The organism is Pedobacter sp. Hv1, from assembly GCF_001412215.1.
Taxonomy (GTDB): Bacteria; Bacteroidota; Bacteroidia; order Sphingobacteriales; family Sphingobacteriaceae; genus Pedobacter.
This window is the reverse complement of the sequence record NZ_LLWP01000003.1, coordinates 19,962-38,790: the sequence shown is the minus strand read 5'-3', so window position 1 is coordinate 38,790 and position 18,829 is coordinate 19,962. Positions and strand designations below refer to the sequence as shown.

Genomic DNA, 18,829 nt, shown 5'->3' with positions numbered 1-18,829 from the left:
CGAAAGGACAAGAACTTGAAATAGTAGGCGGTGCAGGAATATAAACAAAAACGGCCAGCCGCTAACAACCAGGATTTCATTGTTGGCGCTGCGAGTCCAACGAAATCCTGGTTGTTCGGAGAAAGAATTACTTGAATTATTCTCCAGGAAAAAGTAGGCTAAAGAAAGTTATATGAAGGGAAGTGTTTTATTTATTAAAGGACAAAAATTATGATAGCGAAATTACTCTGGGAAATAGGGGCTTCCCTACAGATACTGATTGGCGTAGCTCACGTATTGGGAACATTATACTCCCAACTTCTTCATCCAGAAGATAAAAATCTTATTGAGAAAATGAAAAGCACATTACTCAAAGTAGATAAGAAAGCAACACAATGGAATGCTTGGATTTTCTTTAATCTTGCGTTTGGCCTTTGCTTGTTTATGGTCGGTCTTTTTTCTTTTGTTTTAGCATATAAAGATTTAGAAATCATAAAAGGATTTACGGTTTTGACTTTAGGTATAGTGGTTTGTTCTATGCTCATAACATTTTTTGCGCAGAGGCTGGTAATTAGAAAAGTTAGAACAGTATTTGTAATCGTTACAGTTTTGTATTTAGTCAGCATATTGCTAAATCAATGAAAAAACTGCCACAAAAAAAATGAGAAAAATTCCACTTGTAATATTTATTATTTAATTGACAATCAATCATTTGTATGAACAGAAAAACAGAAATAGCAGAGAAAATAATTAACTCAAATAATATTCAGCTTTGCACGGAAAGTTTTGGTAGCAAAAAAAATCCTGCAATTTTATTAGTTGCAGGAGCCACTGTATCTATGCTGTTTTGGGACGAGGAGTTTTGCCAAAAATTGGCAGAAAAAGGATTTTTTGTTATTCGTTACGATAATAGGGACGTCGGAAAATCCACGAATTACGAACCGGGTTCAACCCCCTATGATATTGTTGACTTAGTCGATGATGCCATTTCGATTTTGGACGGCTATAAAATAGTCAAAGCCAATTTTGTGGGAATTTCACTGGGCGGACTGATTTCTCAAATAGCATCAATAAAATATGCCGACAGGGTAAGTTCAATAACACTAATCTCATCAGGTCCTTGGGGCGACTCAGACCCCACAATTCCTGAAATGGATACGCGTATTTTAGATTTTCACGGAAAAGCTGAAACCGTAGATTGGACAAATGAAGACAGTGTGGCAAATTATTTAATTCAAGGTGCTGAATTGATGAGCGGCAGGAAACAATTTGACAAACAAAGAAGTGAAAAACTGATTAGAGCCGAATTTAAAAGAGCTAATAACTATATAAGTATGTTCAATCATGCGGCACTGCAAGGTGGTGAAGAATACTGGAACAGATTGAGCGAAATCAATCAACCAACCTTAATTGTACACGGAACGGACGATAAAATATGGCATTTTAAGAATTCAGCAGTTTTACTTGAAAAGATAAACGGCTCAAAACTAATAACGCTTGATGGAACCGGACACGAACTACATTTCGAAGATTGGAATAAAATTATTGATGGAATAACGCAACATACAACAAATAACAAAAGAATGAACAAATAGGGTATTATGTATTTCCAAATCAACGGTTTAGAGATTGAAGCTAATATCAATGTGTTCTTTGAATAACATCTTTTGGTGTTTTTTAATAATCATACTACGCAATTTTCTTTTATAAAAGGAAATATTGTAAACTAAATACGAAATGGTATCTTCATTAAATCATATCATCTCGGAGATACAGCGAAAAGAAAATGCTATTTCGCTGTCTGCATCTAATGAAATTGATGAAGCATATCAAACGACGATATACCTGCAAGAATACTTATGGTCAATAAGAGAGGATATTACCCAGCAGGGCTTTAAAAACCATTGGGAGGAAATCAATTTCTTTCGCAACATTAAGCCATACATTCTCTCCAAACTCATTTACCACAATAAAATATTTCGCATACAGACAGCTTGTCCTGTTGATGGAGGAAAGATGTACGCAAGTTATTTTTCAGAACAATTAAGGGAATTAAAACAGGAATACAGGGAGCATATCTATAATTCCGATTTTTACAGATATTACCGTTCAGGAAGAACAGACCGTGATGAAACTTACTTTAGGTTGGGCAACATTAATTTCCACGATGGACTGAATAGCTTCGTCTTTGAAATTGACCCTCTGTTTTCAACCTACTATGATTACAAAGTGGCTCGGATAATAGCAAATGAGCTACTCTATACCTACATACTCCAAAAAATCAATAATGATGAAATAGCAGGCTCTCTTTCTGCAAGGGATATTTCATCCGATGGTATTCTTTGGACGGACAGTAAAAATGCCTTGATAGAACTGATTTATGCTCTGTATGCGAACGGCTCTCTTTCATACGGTAAAGTAGGAATACGAAAAATCAGTTTGGTTTTAGAAAAACTGTTTCAGATTACCTTAGGGGATTTACATAATGCTTTCCATCGAATGAAATATCGTGCCAATTCACGAACCGCATTTTTAGACCAACTGAAATCTTCTTTGGAGGAATATATGGACAAGGATTTATAGAGTTATCAAAACAAACAAAAAGGGAAGCAAAGATAATGGATAACGATAACTGCGCACGCATAATGGCTTCGCCACCCTTCGGGACTTACAGTGCTTCGTTATCTTATATCCGTTAGCATAAAGGCTTTCTTTTTTTTCTGTTTTTTTCTTTTGGAATGAATTTTAGTTTTTAATATTCCATAGCAGTAACTTCCGCACTTAGGGAGGTTAGCCTTTCTAAATCCTCAAGAAAATGTTTCGAGATTTGTTCGGTTTCGGCTACTAAAAAGCACCAATCTGATAAAGGTTGGTGCTTTTTTTATGTTTAATTATTTTCTATAACAATAGTTAACCAATAGCTTATATTTGGGTTGTTTATAGAAACGCTGTACTTTAATGAAGTTTCCTTTTTAGATCAGGAATTAGCACTACCAAATTTTTTTAATGAATTTTAGCAAACAAATACTCTTCTTTTTAAGTGCCTTGGGTGCTTTTAATGGTGTTATTTTGAGTGTGTATCTGCTGCTCTTTAAAAAAGAAAAAAGTATCAGTAATATATTTTTAGGGGGCTTGTTAGCTGCTTTGAGCATTAGAATTGGCAAATCAATATTTTTTTACTTCAACCCTCAGCTGTCTAAAACTTATTTGCAAATTGGATTATCTGCTTGTTTTTTAATTGGGCCTTTGCTGTTCTTTTATGTAAAATCAAAGCAGCAGCGGTTAAACATCACAGTAGCAAAATATAGTATTGCAGTACTAGTTCTGTTCTTAATTGTTTTGGGTTGGTTGTTTCCTTACCATACTTATACATTTTGGTGGGCCAATCCTATATACTATATAATTAATGCACAGTGGTTGTGCTTCATTTTAATTGCTATTTACAGTGCCAGAGATATATTTGCTAAGCTGGGCACCCGAGCCAAACAAATGAGTTACGATGAAGTGTGGATATTGACAGTAATATGTGGTGTTTTTGTAATATGGACCTCTTATAATACCGCAAAATATACTTCCTATATTTCAGGAGCCTTGTCATTTTCCTTTATTTTTTATTTATCCTTTATGGTGGTTTTTTATGAAAGCAATAATACTTTCAATTTCTCCATGCTAAAAAGGGGGAGATACCTTAACAAAATAGAAGAAAGTGTAGCCCACAATATTTTGGTAAAAATAACTGCTGTTTTTGATGAACAGCAAATTTATAAAAACCCTGATCTTACCCTTACGCTGCTTGCTAAAGAATTGAACGTAAGACCACAATTTTTATCGCAGTTGCTAAACGATAATCTGAACAAAAGTTTCAATCAATTTATCAATGAATATCGAGTTGAAGAAGCTAAACGATTATTAAAAGAAGCTACACATTTAAAAATAGATACCATTGGCACAGCCTGTGGATTTAACTCGAGCAGCACTTTTTACAACACTTTCAAAAAAATAACCGGTTTTACGCCGTCTAATTATGTAAAAGCATAAGTTTTTACTCCGGTTTTATACACTAGTACTCCATTATCATACACTCGTATCGGCTTTTAATGCCGCATCAAATAGTTTTGCTGCAAATAAAACTTCAAAAAGTATATGAAAAAAATGTTTCTTTCTTTATTGCTTATCTTACAAGCAACATTGCTATTTGCACAATCTGAGCAGGCAGCTGTTCAAAAATGTATCGAATTTTATCTAAAAGGCACTTCTTACAACCAGCCAGATAGTATAGCCCAAGCTTTTTATCCAGAGGCTAATCTATTTCTACAGCATAACGAAAAACCGCTTTGGGTAGTACCAGCTACTGAATATATACAATGGTTTAAAAAAGGAGACCAAGGATCATTTAATGGCCGCTTGGGCAAAATTGTTTCCATAGATATTTATAATGACATAGCCATTGCCAAAGCAGAAATACTGATACCAACCAAAAAGCAAGAATTTATGGATATGTTTTTGCTTAAAAAACTCAAGGGCGAGTGGAAAATTATCAGTAAATCGGCCAGCAGTATGCCAACAAATAAATCTGGCAAGCGCATCTTATTTATTGTATCTAATGCACATTTCTATGGAAACTCTACCATTGCTACAGGAAACAGTTTTGTTGAAATTGTAAATGCCTACCATACTTTTACAACCGAAGGTTATACTGTAGACTTTGTAAGCCCCGAAGGTGGAAGTATTCCTTTGGCCTATATCAATACGTCTGATACCTTACAAAAAAAGTACTTGTTTGATCAGGCTTTTATGTACGCCATGGCGCACACACAAAAACCTGCAGAAACTGATTATAGAAATTACAAAGCAGTACATTACATTGGCGGTGGTAGTGCAATGTATCAAGTGCCCGAAAATAAAGAAATTCAGCAGATCGCATTAAAGGTATATGAAGATAATATGGGTATTATATCTTCAGTTTGCCATGGCACGGCTGGTATTGCCCATTTAAAAACCAAAGACGGAAAATACTTGGTTAACGGAAAAAGAATAAGTGGCTACCCAGATCATTACGAGAAACAGACTGATGAATATTTTAAGCACTTTCCATTTCTCATTCAGAAAACAATAGAAGAAAGAGGCGGAACATTTAAGTTTTCGGGCAGAAATGTTGGGCACGTTGAAGTAGATGGAAGAATTATTACCGGACAAAATTTTCAATCGTCTAGTGGTGTAGCAAAGCAAATTATCCAATTAATAGAGAATCCTAAATAGAACAAGGTTTACCGTCTTAAATAAAACCTATAACCAAGTTGTAAGTGCTAACTTTTAAAAAAAGCTCAACGTGTAGGTTTCACAAACTCCCGCTTTACGATAAGTAGAGCGGGAGTTTGTGCTTTATTTACTTTCCTCCGTGTCAGCTAAAACAAGACTGTTTTTTGCATGTCTTAGCTGAAATTCTTGTATCAATAAAATTTGCTTTGTGAGAATATTCAATTGAATTAAAGTCTGAGAGGTATGAGTCCTGGCTTGTTTCCAGAAAAATAGCTGACTATTGTGTTCTATTGGCTTATTGATGATAAATGCACCGATTAAGGCTACAAAAAATACGATAGCTAGAGATGCGGTATTCGGAAACAAATCACCCATTAATGCTTCGAATAAAAAGCCAATCAGTGTACAGACGAAAATAGTGAGTATCGAGGAACTTAAGTTTTTGATCTTAAAATAGATCCGGATCATCCGCTGTGCAAATTTTCTTTTCCTAGACAGTTTTAGGTGCATATTATTTGCTAAAATTTGATCAAGCGCATATGCATTAGCTATAAACGTGCTGGCATATTTAGCAGCCTTGTGACCATCATACTTCTCTCTTGAGTTCAATTGTTCAAATTCTTTGTCAACCTTTTTAGGGTCAGAAAGGTCGCTGGTAATCTCCTTTAATGTTTGAAAATTTTTCGATACCTTGTCCATTTCATCAAAATAGCCCTTTAGCGCATCTGCTGTTGAGTGCTCCCATGCTTTTGGTTCTTTTTTGTGTGCATTGACGAAATCTTTATTAACGGTATTCAGCACTTTAAGGTTACGATCGGCATTGTCAATCATTTCCAAAATATAAGCATTGGAATATTTATGCGCCGTTTGATCATCTTTTAACATCGCACCAAGTTCTGTAAGCTTTTGCAAGGTGCTTTCTATAAGGTTTACGTCAATTAGTGGTTCCATTTGAGAGCGGAGGTTAAGATAGATATCAGAATAATTAAAGTTAAACAAATCGTGTTTGTTTTTCAAAACCTCAATTATAAAGCAATTGCGTTAACCACAATTAATTGATGGGTGTTTAGTTATTTCCCGTACAATACGCCTCACTTGTTTATGCATACCATCATTTATCACCAAGTTGTTCTGCTAAACCAATTAGCAGCCCATCTTTTGCCCTAATGTAGCACAGCCGATAGGTGTTTTCGTAGTTAACTACTTCGCCAACAAGTTGGGCGCCATGTTTGGTAAGTCTCGCTACCAACTCATTCACATCCTCAACGGTAAACATTACCCGTAGGTAACCAAGGGCATTTACCGGAGCATTTCTATGATCGGATACAATAGCTGGGCTCAGAAATCGTGAAAGCTCGAGCCGGCTATGACCATCGGGGGTAACCATCATGGCAATTTCTACGTTCTGATTGCCCAAACCAGTAACACGACCAGTCCATTCTCCTGTTATCGATGCCCGCCCTTCGAGCTTTAGGCCTATCTCTGTAAAAAAAGAGATCGCTTCATCCAGAGATTCTACTACAATCCCTACATTGTCCATTCGGAGTAAATTATTTTTTGCCATCATTTAATATATTCATCAGCGCCATCGTCCTTAATTGAATTAGGCAATTGATTAAAGTTACACATAATTGAAATAGCTGTTGATTATAACTGCTATAGTTAACTAACCCCCTCATATTGTCGGAATTGCACCCTACATGTGTATCTGCGTAACCTTAAATTTGGGTAATCATTTCAACTAAAAACAACAACATGAGAAAGATCAGAATTTTCGAACATATCTCTATTGATGGGGTAATTGAGCACGACAAAAACTATACTTATGGCGGCTGGACCACACCATATCGTACCCCTGCCGGCATGGCTATGCTTTTAGCAGCCTATGGTACTAACTTCGATTTGCTGTTGGGCCGCAACACCTACGATGAGTTTTTAGGCTACTGGCCAAATGCAGGCGATTTTCCGATGGCCAACGGCATTAACGCTGCAACAAAATACGTGGTAACCCATAGGCCAGAGCAGCTACAATGGGGGCCAGTACAGGCCTTGGGGCAGGACATGATAGCAGAGTTGCACCAACTCAAGCTAACAGAAGGGCCAGATCTGGTACTTTGTGGCAGCATCTCGTTAACGTCTGTACTGCTCAATGCAGGCTTGGTAGATGAAGTGATCTTGATTGTATACCCAGTATTACTAGGCAAGGGTAAACGTTTACTTGCAGACAGTTTTGATGCCCGCCAACTCGAGTTTGTGAGTACGGCAAGCACGCCAACAGGGGTGCTGCTCAATACCTACCGCCACTTGGGTGTACTAAAAAGCTAATTTGCTAACTATTGTTGTAGCCTTAATTTTTGGGTGTTTTTAATAACACCAAGAGGGTAACAATCTTATCTCAGGCTTTAATCATTTATTTGAGTAATTTTAAAGTAAAAAAGATGAAAGCGCTAGTTATTGGAGCCACAGGAGCTACCGGCAAAGACCTGGTTAATGTACTGTTAAACGACTCTTACTATACAGAGGTAGTTACCTTTGTTCGGCGTACCGATAGCTTGGTGCACCCAAAATTAGTACAGGTGGTAACCGATTTCGATCAGTTGCAAAACGTGTCTGTACATATTAACGGTGATGTATTGTTCTCTTGCCTTGGCACCACGCTTAAAGTAGCGGGCAGTAAGCAGAACCAACGCCATATAGACTACCAAATACCCTTACAGTTTGCAGAAATTGCCAAAAATAACGGTGTTGCCAAGGTTGTTTTATTATCTGCTTATGGGGCATCTGCAACAAGTAGCGTATTTTACTCCAAACTAAAAGGCCAGCTAGAAGAAGAGATTGGCAAACTTGGCTTCGCTCAATACATTATTTTTAGGCCTGGGCTTTTGTTGCGCCAAAATACCGACAGACTGGGCGAACGCATTTCTGCCGCTGTATTAAAATTATTGAACAGTATAGGCTTAATTAGAAAATTTAGGCCATTGCCAACTGCTTTACTGGCCGAAAAATTGGCCAAAGCACCCAAAGTTTTCTCAGATGGAAAGAAAGTGATTGTATTGGATGAGATTTTTGCGTGTTGATTTTCTAGTATTTTTTTAATTGCACAAACGAGAAGCTTGTGCTACAAAGGGAAGTTATATCCTTTTGGATTAGAAGCCACTTCTATTTCAAACTCAAAATGATCTTGCAAACTTAAGGTTATATACTGTAGAAGCCATTTCATACTCCCATAACACCCTTTGGTACAATAATTTTGGCCAGGATATGGAATTGGCTATTTTTGGCCATCATTCTATCAAATCAAATTAAACTTAACCTATGAAAAAAACAATTTACCTAATTACTTTTTTAACTGTTCTGGTCTCTTCTTGTAAAAAAGAATTAAGAATGAGTCTAGAGACTCCAAGTGCTACATTGTTAGACAAGACTAAGCAGTTTTACGACAAACAGACAGCTCTACTTTCTGCAAAAGCTAACCAATTATCCTCCATAGATGGTGCTACTGGTACCAAGTCAAAGAAAAAGGCAAAGTTTCCACCGCTTTGGGAAAATGCTCAGACGGGAGCTATTGCTAATGATAAGCACATTATCAGTGTTCCACTTGCTGTATATCAACTTGATGTTAAAGATGTTAATTATATCCGTAAAGTGGTGTTTACTGAAAACGAGGGAGAGATTACTGCTGGTAAGATTACTGAAGTTTTTGCCTCACCAGAAATGATAGCAGCCCATGGTAATGAACTGGCCAACGGACAGGTAAGTCCAGAGTCTATTGGTTTTACAGGATCGATAGTTAATTACAATTTAGAGTATAAGGAGGCCAAAGGCAAGTATTATAAAAATGGTGTTGCTGCCAAAGGTGAGGTGAGCATCTCAGAAAAACCTGCTGCCATGAGTGTTAAGCTACAACAGACCAAAGATGGAAGTTCAACTAATAAAGCAAAGGTATCGGCCATATCAGGTAACGATAGAACAATTAGTGCCATTGACCCTGTATTTGACGACGGCGAAAACTGCGATAATGTATATGAGGTATATATAGAAAAGGATGCATCTGGAAACGTGACTTACTGGGAGATGATTCGCTTTTTGTATAGAATTTGTACTGGTGGACCTGTTGTAGGCGCCCCACCTGGGGGAAGAGATGTATATGTGGATTGTTTTGAAGTTGTGAATGGAGAAGCCTATAACTCTGACTGCGGTTGTATTGGCGGTACTACTGGAGTAGAGGTGTGTGTACCCACAGAACAACAGATTAAAGATGCTCTTTCAAATAAACCATTTGCTCTTTTTGGGGATGTAAACTGTGAAATTTTAAAGAAGTGGATAGCTACAGCTAAATTTACACCAAACCAAAGCATAATAAGCACTTTAAATCATTTCGCATCTTCTACTCCCAATAACAACGGTGCATTGCAGAAAAGAATTGCCTGGATACAAAACATTGATGATGCCTATAGTACTGTTGTCAATATGGATTATTATTCTGTAACAATAACACAATTACCTATAGTAAATGGACAAAGACTAGGGCCAGGTCAATTTCTGAACTATATTAGAAAAAATTTAAACTCATTTACAGACGGTAGTAATTTTAGTCCCTATAATGCTTATGGAATAGATGATAGGACCAGATGGAACTCTACAGAACCATTAGGTTCAATTATAGCTATAGATATGCCTGGTCCTGAAAATGGTTCAGTGATCACTTCTTATTCTTCTGCCGATAAGTGGACTTTTACCACCATACATGAACCTAAGTATGGTGATCATCCAGTAAGTGGTAATCGTAATTTTGGCTATACTGCAAATGATAATGGTTCTTATACTTTTTATACCCAAGGAGTTGACAGACTAACAAGTTGGGATGTTACTTCTATGCAAGAAATTCCAGACTTTTTTAAGGCAGGATCTGGTATTCCGTTTAGTGCTTCTGATGCTTTATGGACAAGCTTTCAAAATGCTATTACTAATTTTGTTAAAGCCAATAATGGAAGTGCTAGTGTAAATAATGCGGAAATTAAAAGACCAAATTGGGATATTGTTAAGGATGTTATGGCTGGAAGAAAACCCTATCGTACATTGTCTAAAGATTGTAAAGATTAGTTAAATTGATAAAAATGAAAACAAAAATATTATTCTATATTGCTTTTATAATATGCCTTATCCAATCTATCTTTTGGCTTTTCTTTCCTTTTGGGGGATTTGTTACGGTTATGAATTTGATAAAAGGTGGTCTATTTGGGCCCCCAGTTCAAACAGAAATGATTGGTAAGAATGTTGAGCATCTTTCAGGTTTGCCTCAATTCTTTAGTTCGGCTTTCACTTTTTTATACTTTCTTTCAATATTTGCCTGTTCATTGTTGCCATTAGGTTATAAGTTAAAAGCAAATACAAAATACAAAATTGGTATTATTTTGGCCACGCTATCAATTATTATACTTTTTGCAGCTAAAATTATCAATACTTATATATTCTAATTAATAATAGCAAGAAATAAAATACAGTTGTTGCTTTAAATAGCAGTTATTTTTTGTCGAAATGAAAAAAAGAATCATCATAAATATAATTCTCGCTTTTGTTTTAGAAACCTTAATTCAGTTAATGAGAGATTATGTCAAATTTGAAATATTGAATGACCATTCTTCATTCTCAGGATCATGGTTGGAATATATTCAATTGGATGTAACTATGAGAATAATTATTAACCCGCTAATTTTTTTAATACTGATATTGCTACCCTATAATTTGATTCTTTTAAAAATTGGTCCACAGAAATTTAACTATCTACGTAAAACGTGTATTTTTCTTTCAGTAATGGTGATAATGATATGTATGGTGGGCTGTTTTGTTAATGTAAGGTTTTATCCTTACTGGAAAAACATTTACTATTTAGCTTATTTTATACCCTATAGTTTTCTATTTGCCGGACTAATTCATTGGTTAGTTGATAAAAGGACCGTAGATTGATAAAAAATAATTTAACCCATGGTCCTTGTCTGTAAGTGCCATGGGTTATAAATTCAGGCAAGCTTTGACAGGAGGAGTAGCTTACTGAAACTAAATGTCCTTAAATACACAGTTATGAAAAGAGGAGTAATAGCGTTAATGTTGTTGGTATTCGCAACTGTTACAGAACTAAATGCACAAAGTAAGGCCATTTATTTTTTATTAGAAAAAGGGCAGGAGAAAGGTTTCAGATTTAACCATGTCAAGTGTGCTGATGGAAATTATAAGGCAGAACTTTTCAACGTTTTTTTTGGTGCAGATACCAATATGATTACCCTTTTTACGGCATTGCCAGATATGGGATACAGGGTGCCAAAGTGGCAAGAGATTAAATTGGATACTATAAAGCATAAATTGATTACACCTGATACGCTTTATAAGCAATATTATACTGCTATTGATCGTTTTGCACAATCATTTTATATGAAAGGGATAGATAGAGAAACAGAAGCCTCAAAATTTAAGAGAGAAGATATTAAGCCGATTATCAAAATTGAGGGTAAGTACTATACGCCTTCAAGCCCGACCTTGATGGAGTATTTTGGATTGCAAAAAATTGATCCTAGTAAGTCTGAATGGTATATATTTAATGTTTTTCCTAATCAAAGCCAGATTTTTGAGATTAATATTGAAATTCCAGTCTTTTCATTGAAAAAATTTGAGGAAGAGTATCAAAAGCGATTTAATCATCCTTCTTTTAACTCAGGTAGTGGCCCCGATTATTATAATTGGCATTATGCTTACAATCAGCCCATCTTGCTTAGAAACAATAGTATAATGATTAATGGAGAAACTGCTTATAAATTTTGGACCTTGGCATCGTGGATGATTGATGGAAAAAACAACGAAAGGGGGATAGACCGATTTGCCTACATACCAGGCACTGGTATTGTAAGTGGTGCGTTTACCTATCATTTTCGGTATAGCAATAAAGGGCAGATAAATACAGCTCCAGAAGACCTTTTACTTGCCAATTATTTGGCGGATATACAATTGATGCCTTATGAGATTGATGGCAAACCAGTAAAAAAATAAGAGGCTCAAACAATTACTTATAAAATTTTGAAATTAACAGATAGCCAATTGGTTGTTGAAGATCAAAATAAGATATTAACTTTTGACAAAATTAAATAATCTTAGAAAACCATTGACCAAATAATAAACGCCATATTGTAGTTTGTCTTCATAAAAACCATTTTTCTCTTACCTAGCAGTTTGGTTGATAAAAGAATGATAAACCAATAATAAAAGATTGCTATACCTAAATAGCGATGGTGTATTATCAGAAAGCGTTCAACTACTTAGTCGAACGCTTTTTTATTGCTCAAAAAAGTAGCTCTCGTTTTAATAAGATTGTTTTATTTCTTGGTAGTACCCGCAGCGGCTGCAACTATACCCAGTTTATCTTTTACAGCATTGGTAATGTCAATCCCATCATCCCATGCCAATAGGTTATTGTCTTGGTTTTTCGAAATATCAAAAACGTAGGCCAAGCCTTTTTCTTTCGATACAAGTTTTACGGCATTGATAAATTTGGTTCTAATTGGGGTAAACAATTCGGTCTCTTTTGCAGCAATGTCTTGTTCGGCTTTTTGATAAGAAGTTTCCAATCGTTTTTTTAGGCTTTCCAATTCGTTATCCATCACCTGCAATTCTTTTAATACCACATCTTTATTGGCTTCGCTTAAGGTTTTGTTTTTAGCTACACCTTGATCGTATTTTGTCTGAATTTCGGTTTTCATTTTGTTCAGTTCGGCCGTTTTGGTTTTGTTAATCAGATCTAAACTTGTTTGTGCCGTTTTAAATTCGGGCATTAAACTATAAACAGTTTGAGAATCAATGTGTCCAATTTTTTGTTGGGCCGAAACATTTTGTAAACCCATTATAAACAATAGGCTTAACATTACTTTAATTGAGGCTTGGAGTGGTATTAAATTTGGTTTTTTCATGCTAATTTGTTTGAGTAGGGTTACGCTTGTATTGGTAATGAAATTAATCATATTAGCTTTATACAGCTGTAGAATTAACTTTTTTTAACATTTCGAAACCAGTTAATGGAATGCGCTCTTGCATCAATACAAAACATCATAAATACCCATTAAACCATTAACCAATAAACTATTGACCACTGAACCACTGAACCATTGCCCAAAAAACTAACAAAACAAAATTTCGTATTTTTCGAAAAATTAAATGCGCCATGCAGCTGCAACACTACGAGATCATCCCTAGCTTAAAGCCTTATGTCAAGCTCATTTGTACAATGGATTGTAGCCAGGATGTAGATACCAATCATGTTTGTGTGCTGCCCGATGCCTGCGTAGAGCTTTTTGTAAACTATACCAATACACCCATTGCCATAATTGGTAACCAACTGCATCAACAAAGTATTATTACCTCTCGGCTAAGCTGCCCAACAAATGTGCAGATGCGTAAGGGAGCCGGTTGTATTGCCATTTGTTTTTACCCGGGCATGGCCTACAAGTTCTTTGCGCTTCCAATGCATGTACTTGCCAATAGCATTGTAGCCCTAGCCGATATCTGGAACGGAATGGCCACAGAGATAGAAGATAGATTGGCCAACGCACACCATAACAATGCACGTGTGGCTATTTTACAAACGTATTTGTTGCAAAAATTGGCGCAAGAAAAACAAGACACAGCAATAAACTATTGCTTAAAGCAGGTACAGCTCTCGCAAGGTTTAATTCCGGTAAGCTACCTTAGCAATGCCACAGGTTTTAGTCAGCGGCAGCTTTCCAGAAAGTTTCTGCAGTGTGTTGGCTTATCTCCAAAAGCTTATTTGCAGGTGTCGAAGTTTATCCAATCGCTAGTTTACCTCAAAAAATATCCCACACTTTCGCTTACAGAAATTGCTTACGAAAGTGGGTATTACGATCAATCACATTTCAATCGCCACTATCAAACTTATACAGGGTATACTCCCGGCGAGGTGGCAAAAGCGAAACATATTTTGTATTGATGTCTGTTTTGTACAATTCGGAACCATCGGTTTTGAGCAACTTTGTAAACTTAAAACTTTAACAACATGCGAAAACTAATATTAGGATTGGCCATTACATTAGATGGGTACATTGAAGGGCCAAATGGCGAATACGATTGGTGCTTTACCGATCAGGATTACGGGCTGAACGATTTTTTTACCCGAGTTGATGCCATGTTTATTGGGCGCAAAAGCTACCAAATGGCCCAAGAATATACCGATAACAATAATGGAGAAATAGTGCCGGGCTTACCAGCAATGAAAGAATACGTATTTTCAGAAACATTGAAATCTATAAAAGAGGGTGCCGTGCTCATTTCTAACGACAGTATAAATGAAGCCCAACGGATTAAGGCATTACCGGGCAAAGATATATGGCTATTTGGAGGTGCCTCGCTTACGCATACCCTAATGGAAGCAGGTTTGGTAGATGAGCTGTGGATGTCTGTACATCCCATACTGTTGGGAGATGGTAAATCTCTATTTCACAAATACAAAAACCGTATGCAACTTACACTATTAGAAAGTAAAACTTACGAAACAGGTTTGGTTTCGCTCCGTTATCGTATCGATAAGTAAAATGGAAAAGTCGAGATTACAAATCCCGACCAACCCAAGTATAAAGTTAAAAGTTGTACGTTATAAGTTTTAAGTAGAAAGTTGGCAGTGCTCATGAAATGTGGTGCTTTGCTCCATCTTTATACTTAATACTAACTACTTTGTACTAATGAACCATTGCCCAATGAGCTATTGAACTAATTATGAATTTCTTGTTAGTCTGAGCTTAGTTTAACGAAGTATCGAAGACTTATTGGTAAAACATTTCAACAAGTTCAATGTGACAATTATTAAATATCAGCTATGCTTAAAATTTATTTCTTGTAAAAAATCGTGGTAGGCCTGAAGTGTTTGCTCAGGAGCTTCAATTTGTGGCCAATGCCCAATGTTTTGGCTTAGTAGTTTTACATTGGCATTGGGTATCAATTGTTGGTAGCGCTGGGCCATGTGCAAGCCCGAATTAGGATCGGCAGGGCCATTGATAAAACACATTGGGGTTTTAGTTTGCTGCATGGCTGTAATCCAACGGTGCTGGTATTTATCTTTTGCAAACACTAACCTTCCAATTAAGTAAGCTATAGACTTGCCTTTGTTATAATTGAGCACATCCCAAAAGTTTTGTAGTAAGGCTGCAGATGGTTTTGTATCTACGCCAAAAACTGCTGCGGTGGCTTTCGAAACACTTTTCTTTGTCATTAATCTACTTAAAATTTTTCCAATTGGCTTGGGCGATTTGGAGAGCAGTATTTGAATAAGCCTTGGTTTGTACACAGCAGTAAACAAGCCACCATTTAAAAATGCAATACTCTTCATTTCAAACGGGTTTTTATTTTCTTCATTTCTGGCCAATATTTCTTGTACCACACTGTTGCCAAGGTCGTGTGCAAGCACATGCGTTTGGGTTATTTGTAGTTGGTTAAGTAAGGCGGTGTATAAATCGGCCATCTCTTCAAAGCTGTAATCATGATTTGTGGGCTTATCAGAAAAGCCCATGCCCAGCATATCGGGTACTACTACCGTAAAATTTTTAATCAGTTCGTTCCATACCTTTTCAAAATCGAAACTATTGTAGGGGTAGCCCTGAAAAATAGTAAGTATAGGCCCAGCGCCTTCTTTAATGTAGAAAATTTGATGGCCTTTGAAACTATAATAATTTCCTTTCAACTTCCAGTTTAATAGTTCTTGAGTCATAGAGTAGGTGTTTTAATTAGGCTATTGTCCATCAATTAACTTGGTTTTAGTGTTCAGGTCGTCAACTTTATAAAGTATATTGTTTTCAATTAATAGGCCTTTTGTTTTTCCTGAATTTATTTCTTGCCCATGTTTTAGGTCAATCTTTATTACCTTATTGTTGTATCCTGTACAAATGTCGTCTACTACCGAATGTCCTATAATTATTCTTCTTGCATCATAAAACTGCAAAATGCGATCTAGCTCGTTTTGGCTAGTTGCTTGGGCATCAATTCCATTTAGTTTGAACATTATTTTATACTTCCACTCAAAATTTAATCTTCTATCCCAAAAGGGGCTGTTTATGGAGCTGATTAGGTTTCTGTCTCGCTCGTTTTGTACACTTGCTTCTGTTGGGTAAACCCCATAATATCGCTTTGCAATTGCATTCAATTCGGGTATGGCATATTTACCTTTTAAATGGTAATTATTTAGCCCTCCATGAACAAAAATATGATCTCCAATCTTTTCAACTATGTTTTTACTTCGCAACCATTTGCCCAATACCGATTCTGGAGCATATAACCTCCTTAAAGCCTTATCCCAATGGGCCTGTTTGCTGATTTTTTGGGCTACTGCTATGTATTTGAAATCATTATATGATACATCTCCATACATATTCATTATTTCGTGATTGCCCAAAATATAATGCACCTTTCCGCCTTGTGCTGAGGCTTGGTTTTCTAAGTGATAGATTAGCCATAAAACTTGGCTTACTTGATTTCCTCGATCAATAAAATCGCCATTTAACACTAAATGCCCAGTGCCAAAAATCCAATTGCCGTTTTTGTCTATCACTTTGTTGGCCACTAAAAAGCTGTAAAATCCGTTAAAGTTACCCTCTATATCGGATATGGCAATTAATTTGCTTGGCATTTGATAGTGTTCGGGCTCAATTAGCATTGTATCTCTTAAGGCAACACTAAACTTTGGTAATTGACTGCACTGTGTTTTAACCATCAAGTTTTTGCTACCATTGAGTTGGTATTGTTGCAATTGGCTATTTTGGTTAACAAGGTAAACAGTATCTCCGTAAATATAGGGGCCATCGGTACCATCAAGATACGTGATTACAGCCTCGTCTTTTTTAAACCCAAAAGGTTTGTTTTTTTTCCACAAGCCATTTAAGCCAGACCAATAGAATTTGTAAATTCCTTTTTCGCTGTCTATATCATCGTAACCAAAATATAGCGTGGTGAGAAAGAAGTAAGACAAACCTATAATTACACTCCACTTTATTATTTTTTTTAGCTTCTTCATTACGTTTAATTGCCCAACAATTCTTTGATTTTTTTATGGAGTGCTTCTCCTCTCAAATTTTTTGCAATAATTTTCCCGCTTTGGTCAATAAGAAAATTGGTAGGCATTTCGTAAACGCTATAAATCAATGCCGCATCACTTCTATATCCCCTTAGGTCGCTAACCTGAAGCCAGGGCAGTTTATCATCCTTTATTGCCTTTTTCCATTGCTGTTCACTGGTATCTAGCGATACTCCAAAATTTCAAAGCCTCGGCTTTTATAATTCTGGTAAAGTTTAACCATCTCTGGGTTCTCTCTACGACAGGGACCACAGTTAGAAGCCCAGAATTCGAGCAGTACATATTTACTCTTCAAAGATGATAAACGGGCTGTTTTTCCATCATTGGTAGGTTGTTCAAAATCGACAAATAAACTACCAATACCGATTTCCTTATTTAAGTCTATGTATTTTTTTACATCCATTCCAAAGCTGTTTTCCTTATTTTCTGGCGAAAGTTTCTGGTAAAGTTCTTTAGTGGTTTTAAGGCCCCAAGTTTTGCAGTTACCACTCAATACATAAGTGCTAATAAAAGACGAAGGGTTCTTTTCAATAAAACTTATTTCGGCTAATTTGAGCTCTGCTAAAAGCTGTTTCATAGAATCCTCATCACCATGGTTTTGCTTTAAACTGTCTCTCTTATTATAAAATGGAAGCACAGTACGGGTGAAAACCTCCTGCATCTGTTGGGTAACAGAACCGTTAATTAGCGAATTCCTGAAGTTTCCTTTCTGTCCGCTAAATGTAATTGGTTGGTCGTCAATCCAGAAATAGACATAATCACTTGCATTACTGTTATAAAGAAAATAGTATCTAGGTTTCTCAGTTGATGGATTTCTGTCTGTTAACTGAAAGCGTTCGTTCATGACCATTGCCGAATCGACCATCCTTTGTTTTCCTCTACCCATGTTGGTCAATTCGATAAGATATAACCGACTACCATTCTTAAAACCGTGAACGAAGCCCGTAATTAATGGTTTTTCTTTTGCCAATGAATGAGCTACCTCTTGTGCTTTTATTTCTACAGAAAAGAGAAATAATAAAAGTATGATTGTTTTTGAAAGTTTCATCTACTTTAAAATTTAAAAAACTACAATTGGTGCAGGTTTCGAAAAACTTCCTGAAGCTTCAGCCACAATTTCAAAAGGCGCACCAACCTGATTGCCGCCTCTTTTAATTACTACTGTTACTTTTTGCCCTGCAATGCCTCCATTTCCAGTGATTAAGATAATAGCCGCTGTTACGTTTGCAGCATAATTAATTTCCCTGTTCCATGGAAGTGTTATTGGATCGTTTGCTGTACTACCTGCGGCAGTGGTGTAAGACGCGATAACTGCTCCAGTAAAATTTCCAGTTACTTCATAACGAAGGGTACGAGATGAATTATCGGGGTTCTTGTTTGAATTGTCTTTTTTACAAGAAACTAAAATGGTGAGCATTGTAAGCAATGCAATGGTTAACTTTTTCATAGTTTTATTTTTTCTACTGTTGATAT

At 36.3% G+C, this 18,829-nt stretch carries 20 protein-coding genes; 12 read left to right on the top strand and 8 right to left on the bottom strand.

Annotated features, from left to right (window positions below; translation table 11 throughout):
• Positions 1-210: 210 nt before the first annotated feature.
• The 5 genes from AQF98_RS06495 (at position 211) to AQF98_RS06475 (ending at position 5,238) form a co-directional block, all read left to right on the top strand.
• On the top strand, positions 211-621 hold the full coding sequence (locus AQF98_RS06495) for a hypothetical protein (RefSeq protein WP_055131123.1): 411 nt from the start codon (positions 211-213) through the stop codon (positions 619-621).
• Between the two features lie 74 nt (positions 622-695).
• Positions 696-1,574 carry a macrolide hydrolase EstT gene (gene estT, locus AQF98_RS06490; protein WP_055131122.1) on the top strand — a complete coding sequence of 293 codons (879 nt, stop codon included), beginning with the start codon at positions 696-698 and terminating at the stop codon, positions 1,572-1,574.
• A gap of 142 nt (positions 1,575-1,716) precedes the next feature.
• On the top strand, positions 1,717-2,562 hold the full coding sequence (locus tag AQF98_RS06485) for an RteC domain-containing protein (protein WP_055131121.1): 846 nt from the start codon (positions 1,717-1,719) through the stop codon (positions 2,560-2,562).
• A 423-nt stretch (positions 2,563-2,985) separates the two neighbouring features.
• A complete protein-coding gene (locus tag AQF98_RS06480) occupies positions 2,986-4,017 on the top strand; it encodes a helix-turn-helix transcriptional regulator (RefSeq protein ID WP_055131120.1) in 1,032 nt (343 codons plus the stop codon).
• A 105-nt stretch (positions 4,018-4,122) separates the two neighbouring features.
• Complete coding sequence (locus AQF98_RS06475) at positions 4,123-5,238, top strand: nuclear transport factor 2 family protein (RefSeq protein WP_055131119.1); 1,116 nt, start codon at positions 4,123-4,125, stop codon at positions 5,236-5,238.
• A gap of 123 nt (positions 5,239-5,361) precedes the next feature.
• Here AQF98_RS06475 and AQF98_RS06470 read toward each other — a convergent pair whose 3' ends face one another.
• Positions 5,362-6,189: a hypothetical protein gene (locus AQF98_RS06470; RefSeq protein ID WP_055131118.1), complete on the bottom strand. Its 828-nt coding sequence runs from the start codon at positions 6,187-6,189 to the stop codon at positions 5,362-5,364.
• Positions 6,190-6,349: 160 nt separating this feature from the next.
• The gene (locus AQF98_RS06465; RefSeq protein WP_055131366.1) at positions 6,350-6,802 is read right to left on the bottom strand and encodes a VOC family protein; all 453 of its coding nucleotides are present in this window, start codon (positions 6,800-6,802) and stop codon (positions 6,350-6,352) included.
• Positions 6,803-6,993: 191 nt separating this feature from the next.
• Between AQF98_RS06465 and AQF98_RS06460 the strand changes: the two genes are divergently transcribed.
• From AQF98_RS06460 to AQF98_RS06435, 5 genes are all read left to right on the top strand, one after another.
• The gene (locus tag AQF98_RS06460; RefSeq protein ID WP_055131117.1) at positions 6,994-7,563 is read left to right on the top strand and encodes a dihydrofolate reductase family protein; all 570 of its coding nucleotides are present in this window, start codon (positions 6,994-6,996) and stop codon (positions 7,561-7,563) included.
• A 113-nt stretch (positions 7,564-7,676) separates the two neighbouring features.
• Positions 7,677-8,315: an NAD(P)H-binding protein gene (locus AQF98_RS06455; protein ID WP_055131365.1), complete on the top strand. Its 639-nt coding sequence runs from the start codon at positions 7,677-7,679 to the stop codon at positions 8,313-8,315.
• 238 nt (positions 8,316-8,553) lie between these two features.
• Positions 8,554-10,341 carry a hypothetical protein gene (locus tag AQF98_RS06450; protein ID WP_055131116.1) on the top strand — a complete coding sequence of 596 codons (1,788 nt, stop codon included), beginning with the start codon at positions 8,554-8,556 and terminating at the stop codon, positions 10,339-10,341.
• A gap of 14 nt (positions 10,342-10,355) precedes the next feature.
• Positions 10,356-10,715 carry a hypothetical protein gene (locus AQF98_RS06445; protein WP_055131115.1) on the top strand — a complete coding sequence of 120 codons (360 nt, stop codon included), beginning with the start codon at positions 10,356-10,358 and terminating at the stop codon, positions 10,713-10,715.
• A gap of 604 nt (positions 10,716-11,319) precedes the next feature.
• Positions 11,320-12,279, top strand: a complete 960-nt coding sequence (locus tag AQF98_RS06435; RefSeq protein ID WP_152969654.1) for a hypothetical protein — start codon at positions 11,320-11,322, stop codon at positions 12,277-12,279.
• A 323-nt stretch (positions 12,280-12,602) separates the two neighbouring features.
• Here the strand turns inward: AQF98_RS06435 and AQF98_RS06430 are convergent, their stop codons facing one another.
• Complete coding sequence (locus tag AQF98_RS06430) at positions 12,603-13,193, bottom strand: OmpH family outer membrane protein (protein WP_235524181.1); 591 nt, start codon at positions 13,191-13,193, stop codon at positions 12,603-12,605.
• A 251-nt stretch (positions 13,194-13,444) separates the two neighbouring features.
• On the opposite strand from AQF98_RS06430, the gene AQF98_RS06425 reads away from it, so the two are divergent.
• Together AQF98_RS06425 and AQF98_RS06420 are read left to right on the top strand one after the other, a co-directional pair.
• Entirely contained in the window at positions 13,445-14,227 is a 783-nt protein-coding gene (locus AQF98_RS06425; protein WP_055131112.1) for a helix-turn-helix domain-containing protein, read from the top strand.
• A gap of 66 nt (positions 14,228-14,293) precedes the next feature.
• Positions 14,294-14,827 carry a dihydrofolate reductase family protein gene (locus tag AQF98_RS06420; protein ID WP_055131111.1) on the top strand — a complete coding sequence of 178 codons (534 nt, stop codon included), beginning with the start codon at positions 14,294-14,296 and terminating at the stop codon, positions 14,825-14,827.
• A gap of 276 nt (positions 14,828-15,103) precedes the next feature.
• Here AQF98_RS06420 and AQF98_RS06415 read toward each other — a convergent pair whose 3' ends face one another.
• Genes AQF98_RS06415 through AQF98_RS06400 form a run of 5 tightly spaced genes read right to left on the bottom strand, consistent with a single transcriptional unit; the run spans position 15,104 to position 18,803 of the window.
• Entirely contained in the window at positions 15,104-15,997 is an 894-nt protein-coding gene (locus AQF98_RS06415; protein ID WP_055131110.1) for an alpha/beta fold hydrolase, read from the bottom strand.
• 21 nt (positions 15,998-16,018) lie between these two features.
• On the bottom strand, positions 16,019-17,296 hold the full coding sequence (locus AQF98_RS06410; RefSeq protein ID WP_055131109.1) for a metallophosphoesterase: 1,278 nt from the start codon (positions 17,294-17,296) through the stop codon (positions 16,019-16,021).
• A gap of 5 nt (positions 17,297-17,301) precedes the next feature.
• Positions 17,302-17,475 (bottom strand): TlpA family protein disulfide reductase, encoded by a 174-nt coding sequence (locus AQF98_RS22430; RefSeq protein WP_369816916.1) that lies wholly within the window; start codon positions 17,473-17,475, stop codon positions 17,302-17,304.
• 44 nt (positions 17,476-17,519) lie between these two features.
• Complete coding sequence (locus AQF98_RS06405; RefSeq protein ID WP_055131108.1) at positions 17,520-18,404, bottom strand: TlpA disulfide reductase family protein; 885 nt, start codon at positions 18,402-18,404, stop codon at positions 17,520-17,522.
• Positions 18,405-18,416: 12 nt separating this feature from the next.
• The gene (locus AQF98_RS06400; RefSeq protein WP_152969653.1) at positions 18,417-18,803 is read right to left on the bottom strand and encodes a hypothetical protein; all 387 of its coding nucleotides are present in this window, start codon (positions 18,801-18,803) and stop codon (positions 18,417-18,419) included.
• Positions 18,804-18,829: the final 26 nt, after the last annotated feature.

Excerpts from the sequence above, each read along its gene's own strand:
- AQF98_RS06495 (WP_055131123.1), top strand. The coding sequence starts at position 211 with ATGATAGCGAAATTACTCTGGGAAATAGGGGCTTCCCTACAGATACTG.
- estT (WP_055131122.1), top strand. The coding sequence starts at position 696 with ATGAACAGAAAAACAGAAATAGCAGAGAAAATAATTAACTCAAATAAT.
- AQF98_RS06485 (WP_055131121.1), top strand. The coding sequence starts at position 1,717 with ATGGTATCTTCATTAAATCATATCATCTCGGAGATACAGCGAAAAGAA.
- AQF98_RS06480 (WP_055131120.1), top strand. The coding sequence starts at position 2,986 with ATGAATTTTAGCAAACAAATACTCTTCTTTTTAAGTGCCTTGGGTGCT.
- AQF98_RS06475 (WP_055131119.1), top strand. The coding sequence starts at position 4,123 with ATGAAAAAAATGTTTCTTTCTTTATTGCTTATCTTACAAGCAACATTG.
- AQF98_RS06470 (WP_055131118.1), bottom strand. The coding sequence starts at position 6,189 with ATGGAACCACTAATTGACGTAAACCTTATAGAAAGCACCTTGCAAAAG.
- AQF98_RS06465 (WP_055131366.1), bottom strand. The coding sequence starts at position 6,802 with ATGGCAAAAAATAATTTACTCCGAATGGACAATGTAGGGATTGTAGTA.
- AQF98_RS06460 (WP_055131117.1), top strand. The coding sequence starts at position 6,994 with ATGAGAAAGATCAGAATTTTCGAACATATCTCTATTGATGGGGTAATT.
- AQF98_RS06455 (WP_055131365.1), top strand. The coding sequence starts at position 7,677 with ATGAAAGCGCTAGTTATTGGAGCCACAGGAGCTACCGGCAAAGACCTG.
- AQF98_RS06450 (WP_055131116.1), top strand. The coding sequence starts at position 8,554 with ATGAAAAAAACAATTTACCTAATTACTTTTTTAACTGTTCTGGTCTCT.
- AQF98_RS06445 (WP_055131115.1), top strand. The coding sequence starts at position 10,356 with ATGAAAACAAAAATATTATTCTATATTGCTTTTATAATATGCCTTATC.
- AQF98_RS06435 (WP_152969654.1), top strand. The coding sequence starts at position 11,320 with ATGAAAAGAGGAGTAATAGCGTTAATGTTGTTGGTATTCGCAACTGTT.
- AQF98_RS06430 (WP_235524181.1), bottom strand. The coding sequence starts at position 13,193 with ATGAAAAAACCAAATTTAATACCACTCCAAGCCTCAATTAAAGTAATG.
- AQF98_RS06425 (WP_055131112.1), top strand. The coding sequence starts at position 13,445 with ATGCAGCTGCAACACTACGAGATCATCCCTAGCTTAAAGCCTTATGTC.
- AQF98_RS06420 (WP_055131111.1), top strand. The coding sequence starts at position 14,294 with ATGCGAAAACTAATATTAGGATTGGCCATTACATTAGATGGGTACATT.
- AQF98_RS06415 (WP_055131110.1), bottom strand. The coding sequence starts at position 15,997 with ATGACTCAAGAACTATTAAACTGGAAGTTGAAAGGAAATTATTATAGT.
- AQF98_RS06410 (WP_055131109.1), bottom strand. The coding sequence starts at position 17,296 with ATGAAGAAGCTAAAAAAAATAATAAAGTGGAGTGTAATTATAGGTTTG.
- AQF98_RS06405 (WP_055131108.1), bottom strand. The coding sequence starts at position 18,404 with ATGAAACTTTCAAAAACAATCATACTTTTATTATTTCTCTTTTCTGTA.
- AQF98_RS06400 (WP_152969653.1), bottom strand. The coding sequence starts at position 18,803 with ATGAAAAAGTTAACCATTGCATTGCTTACAATGCTCACCATTTTAGTT.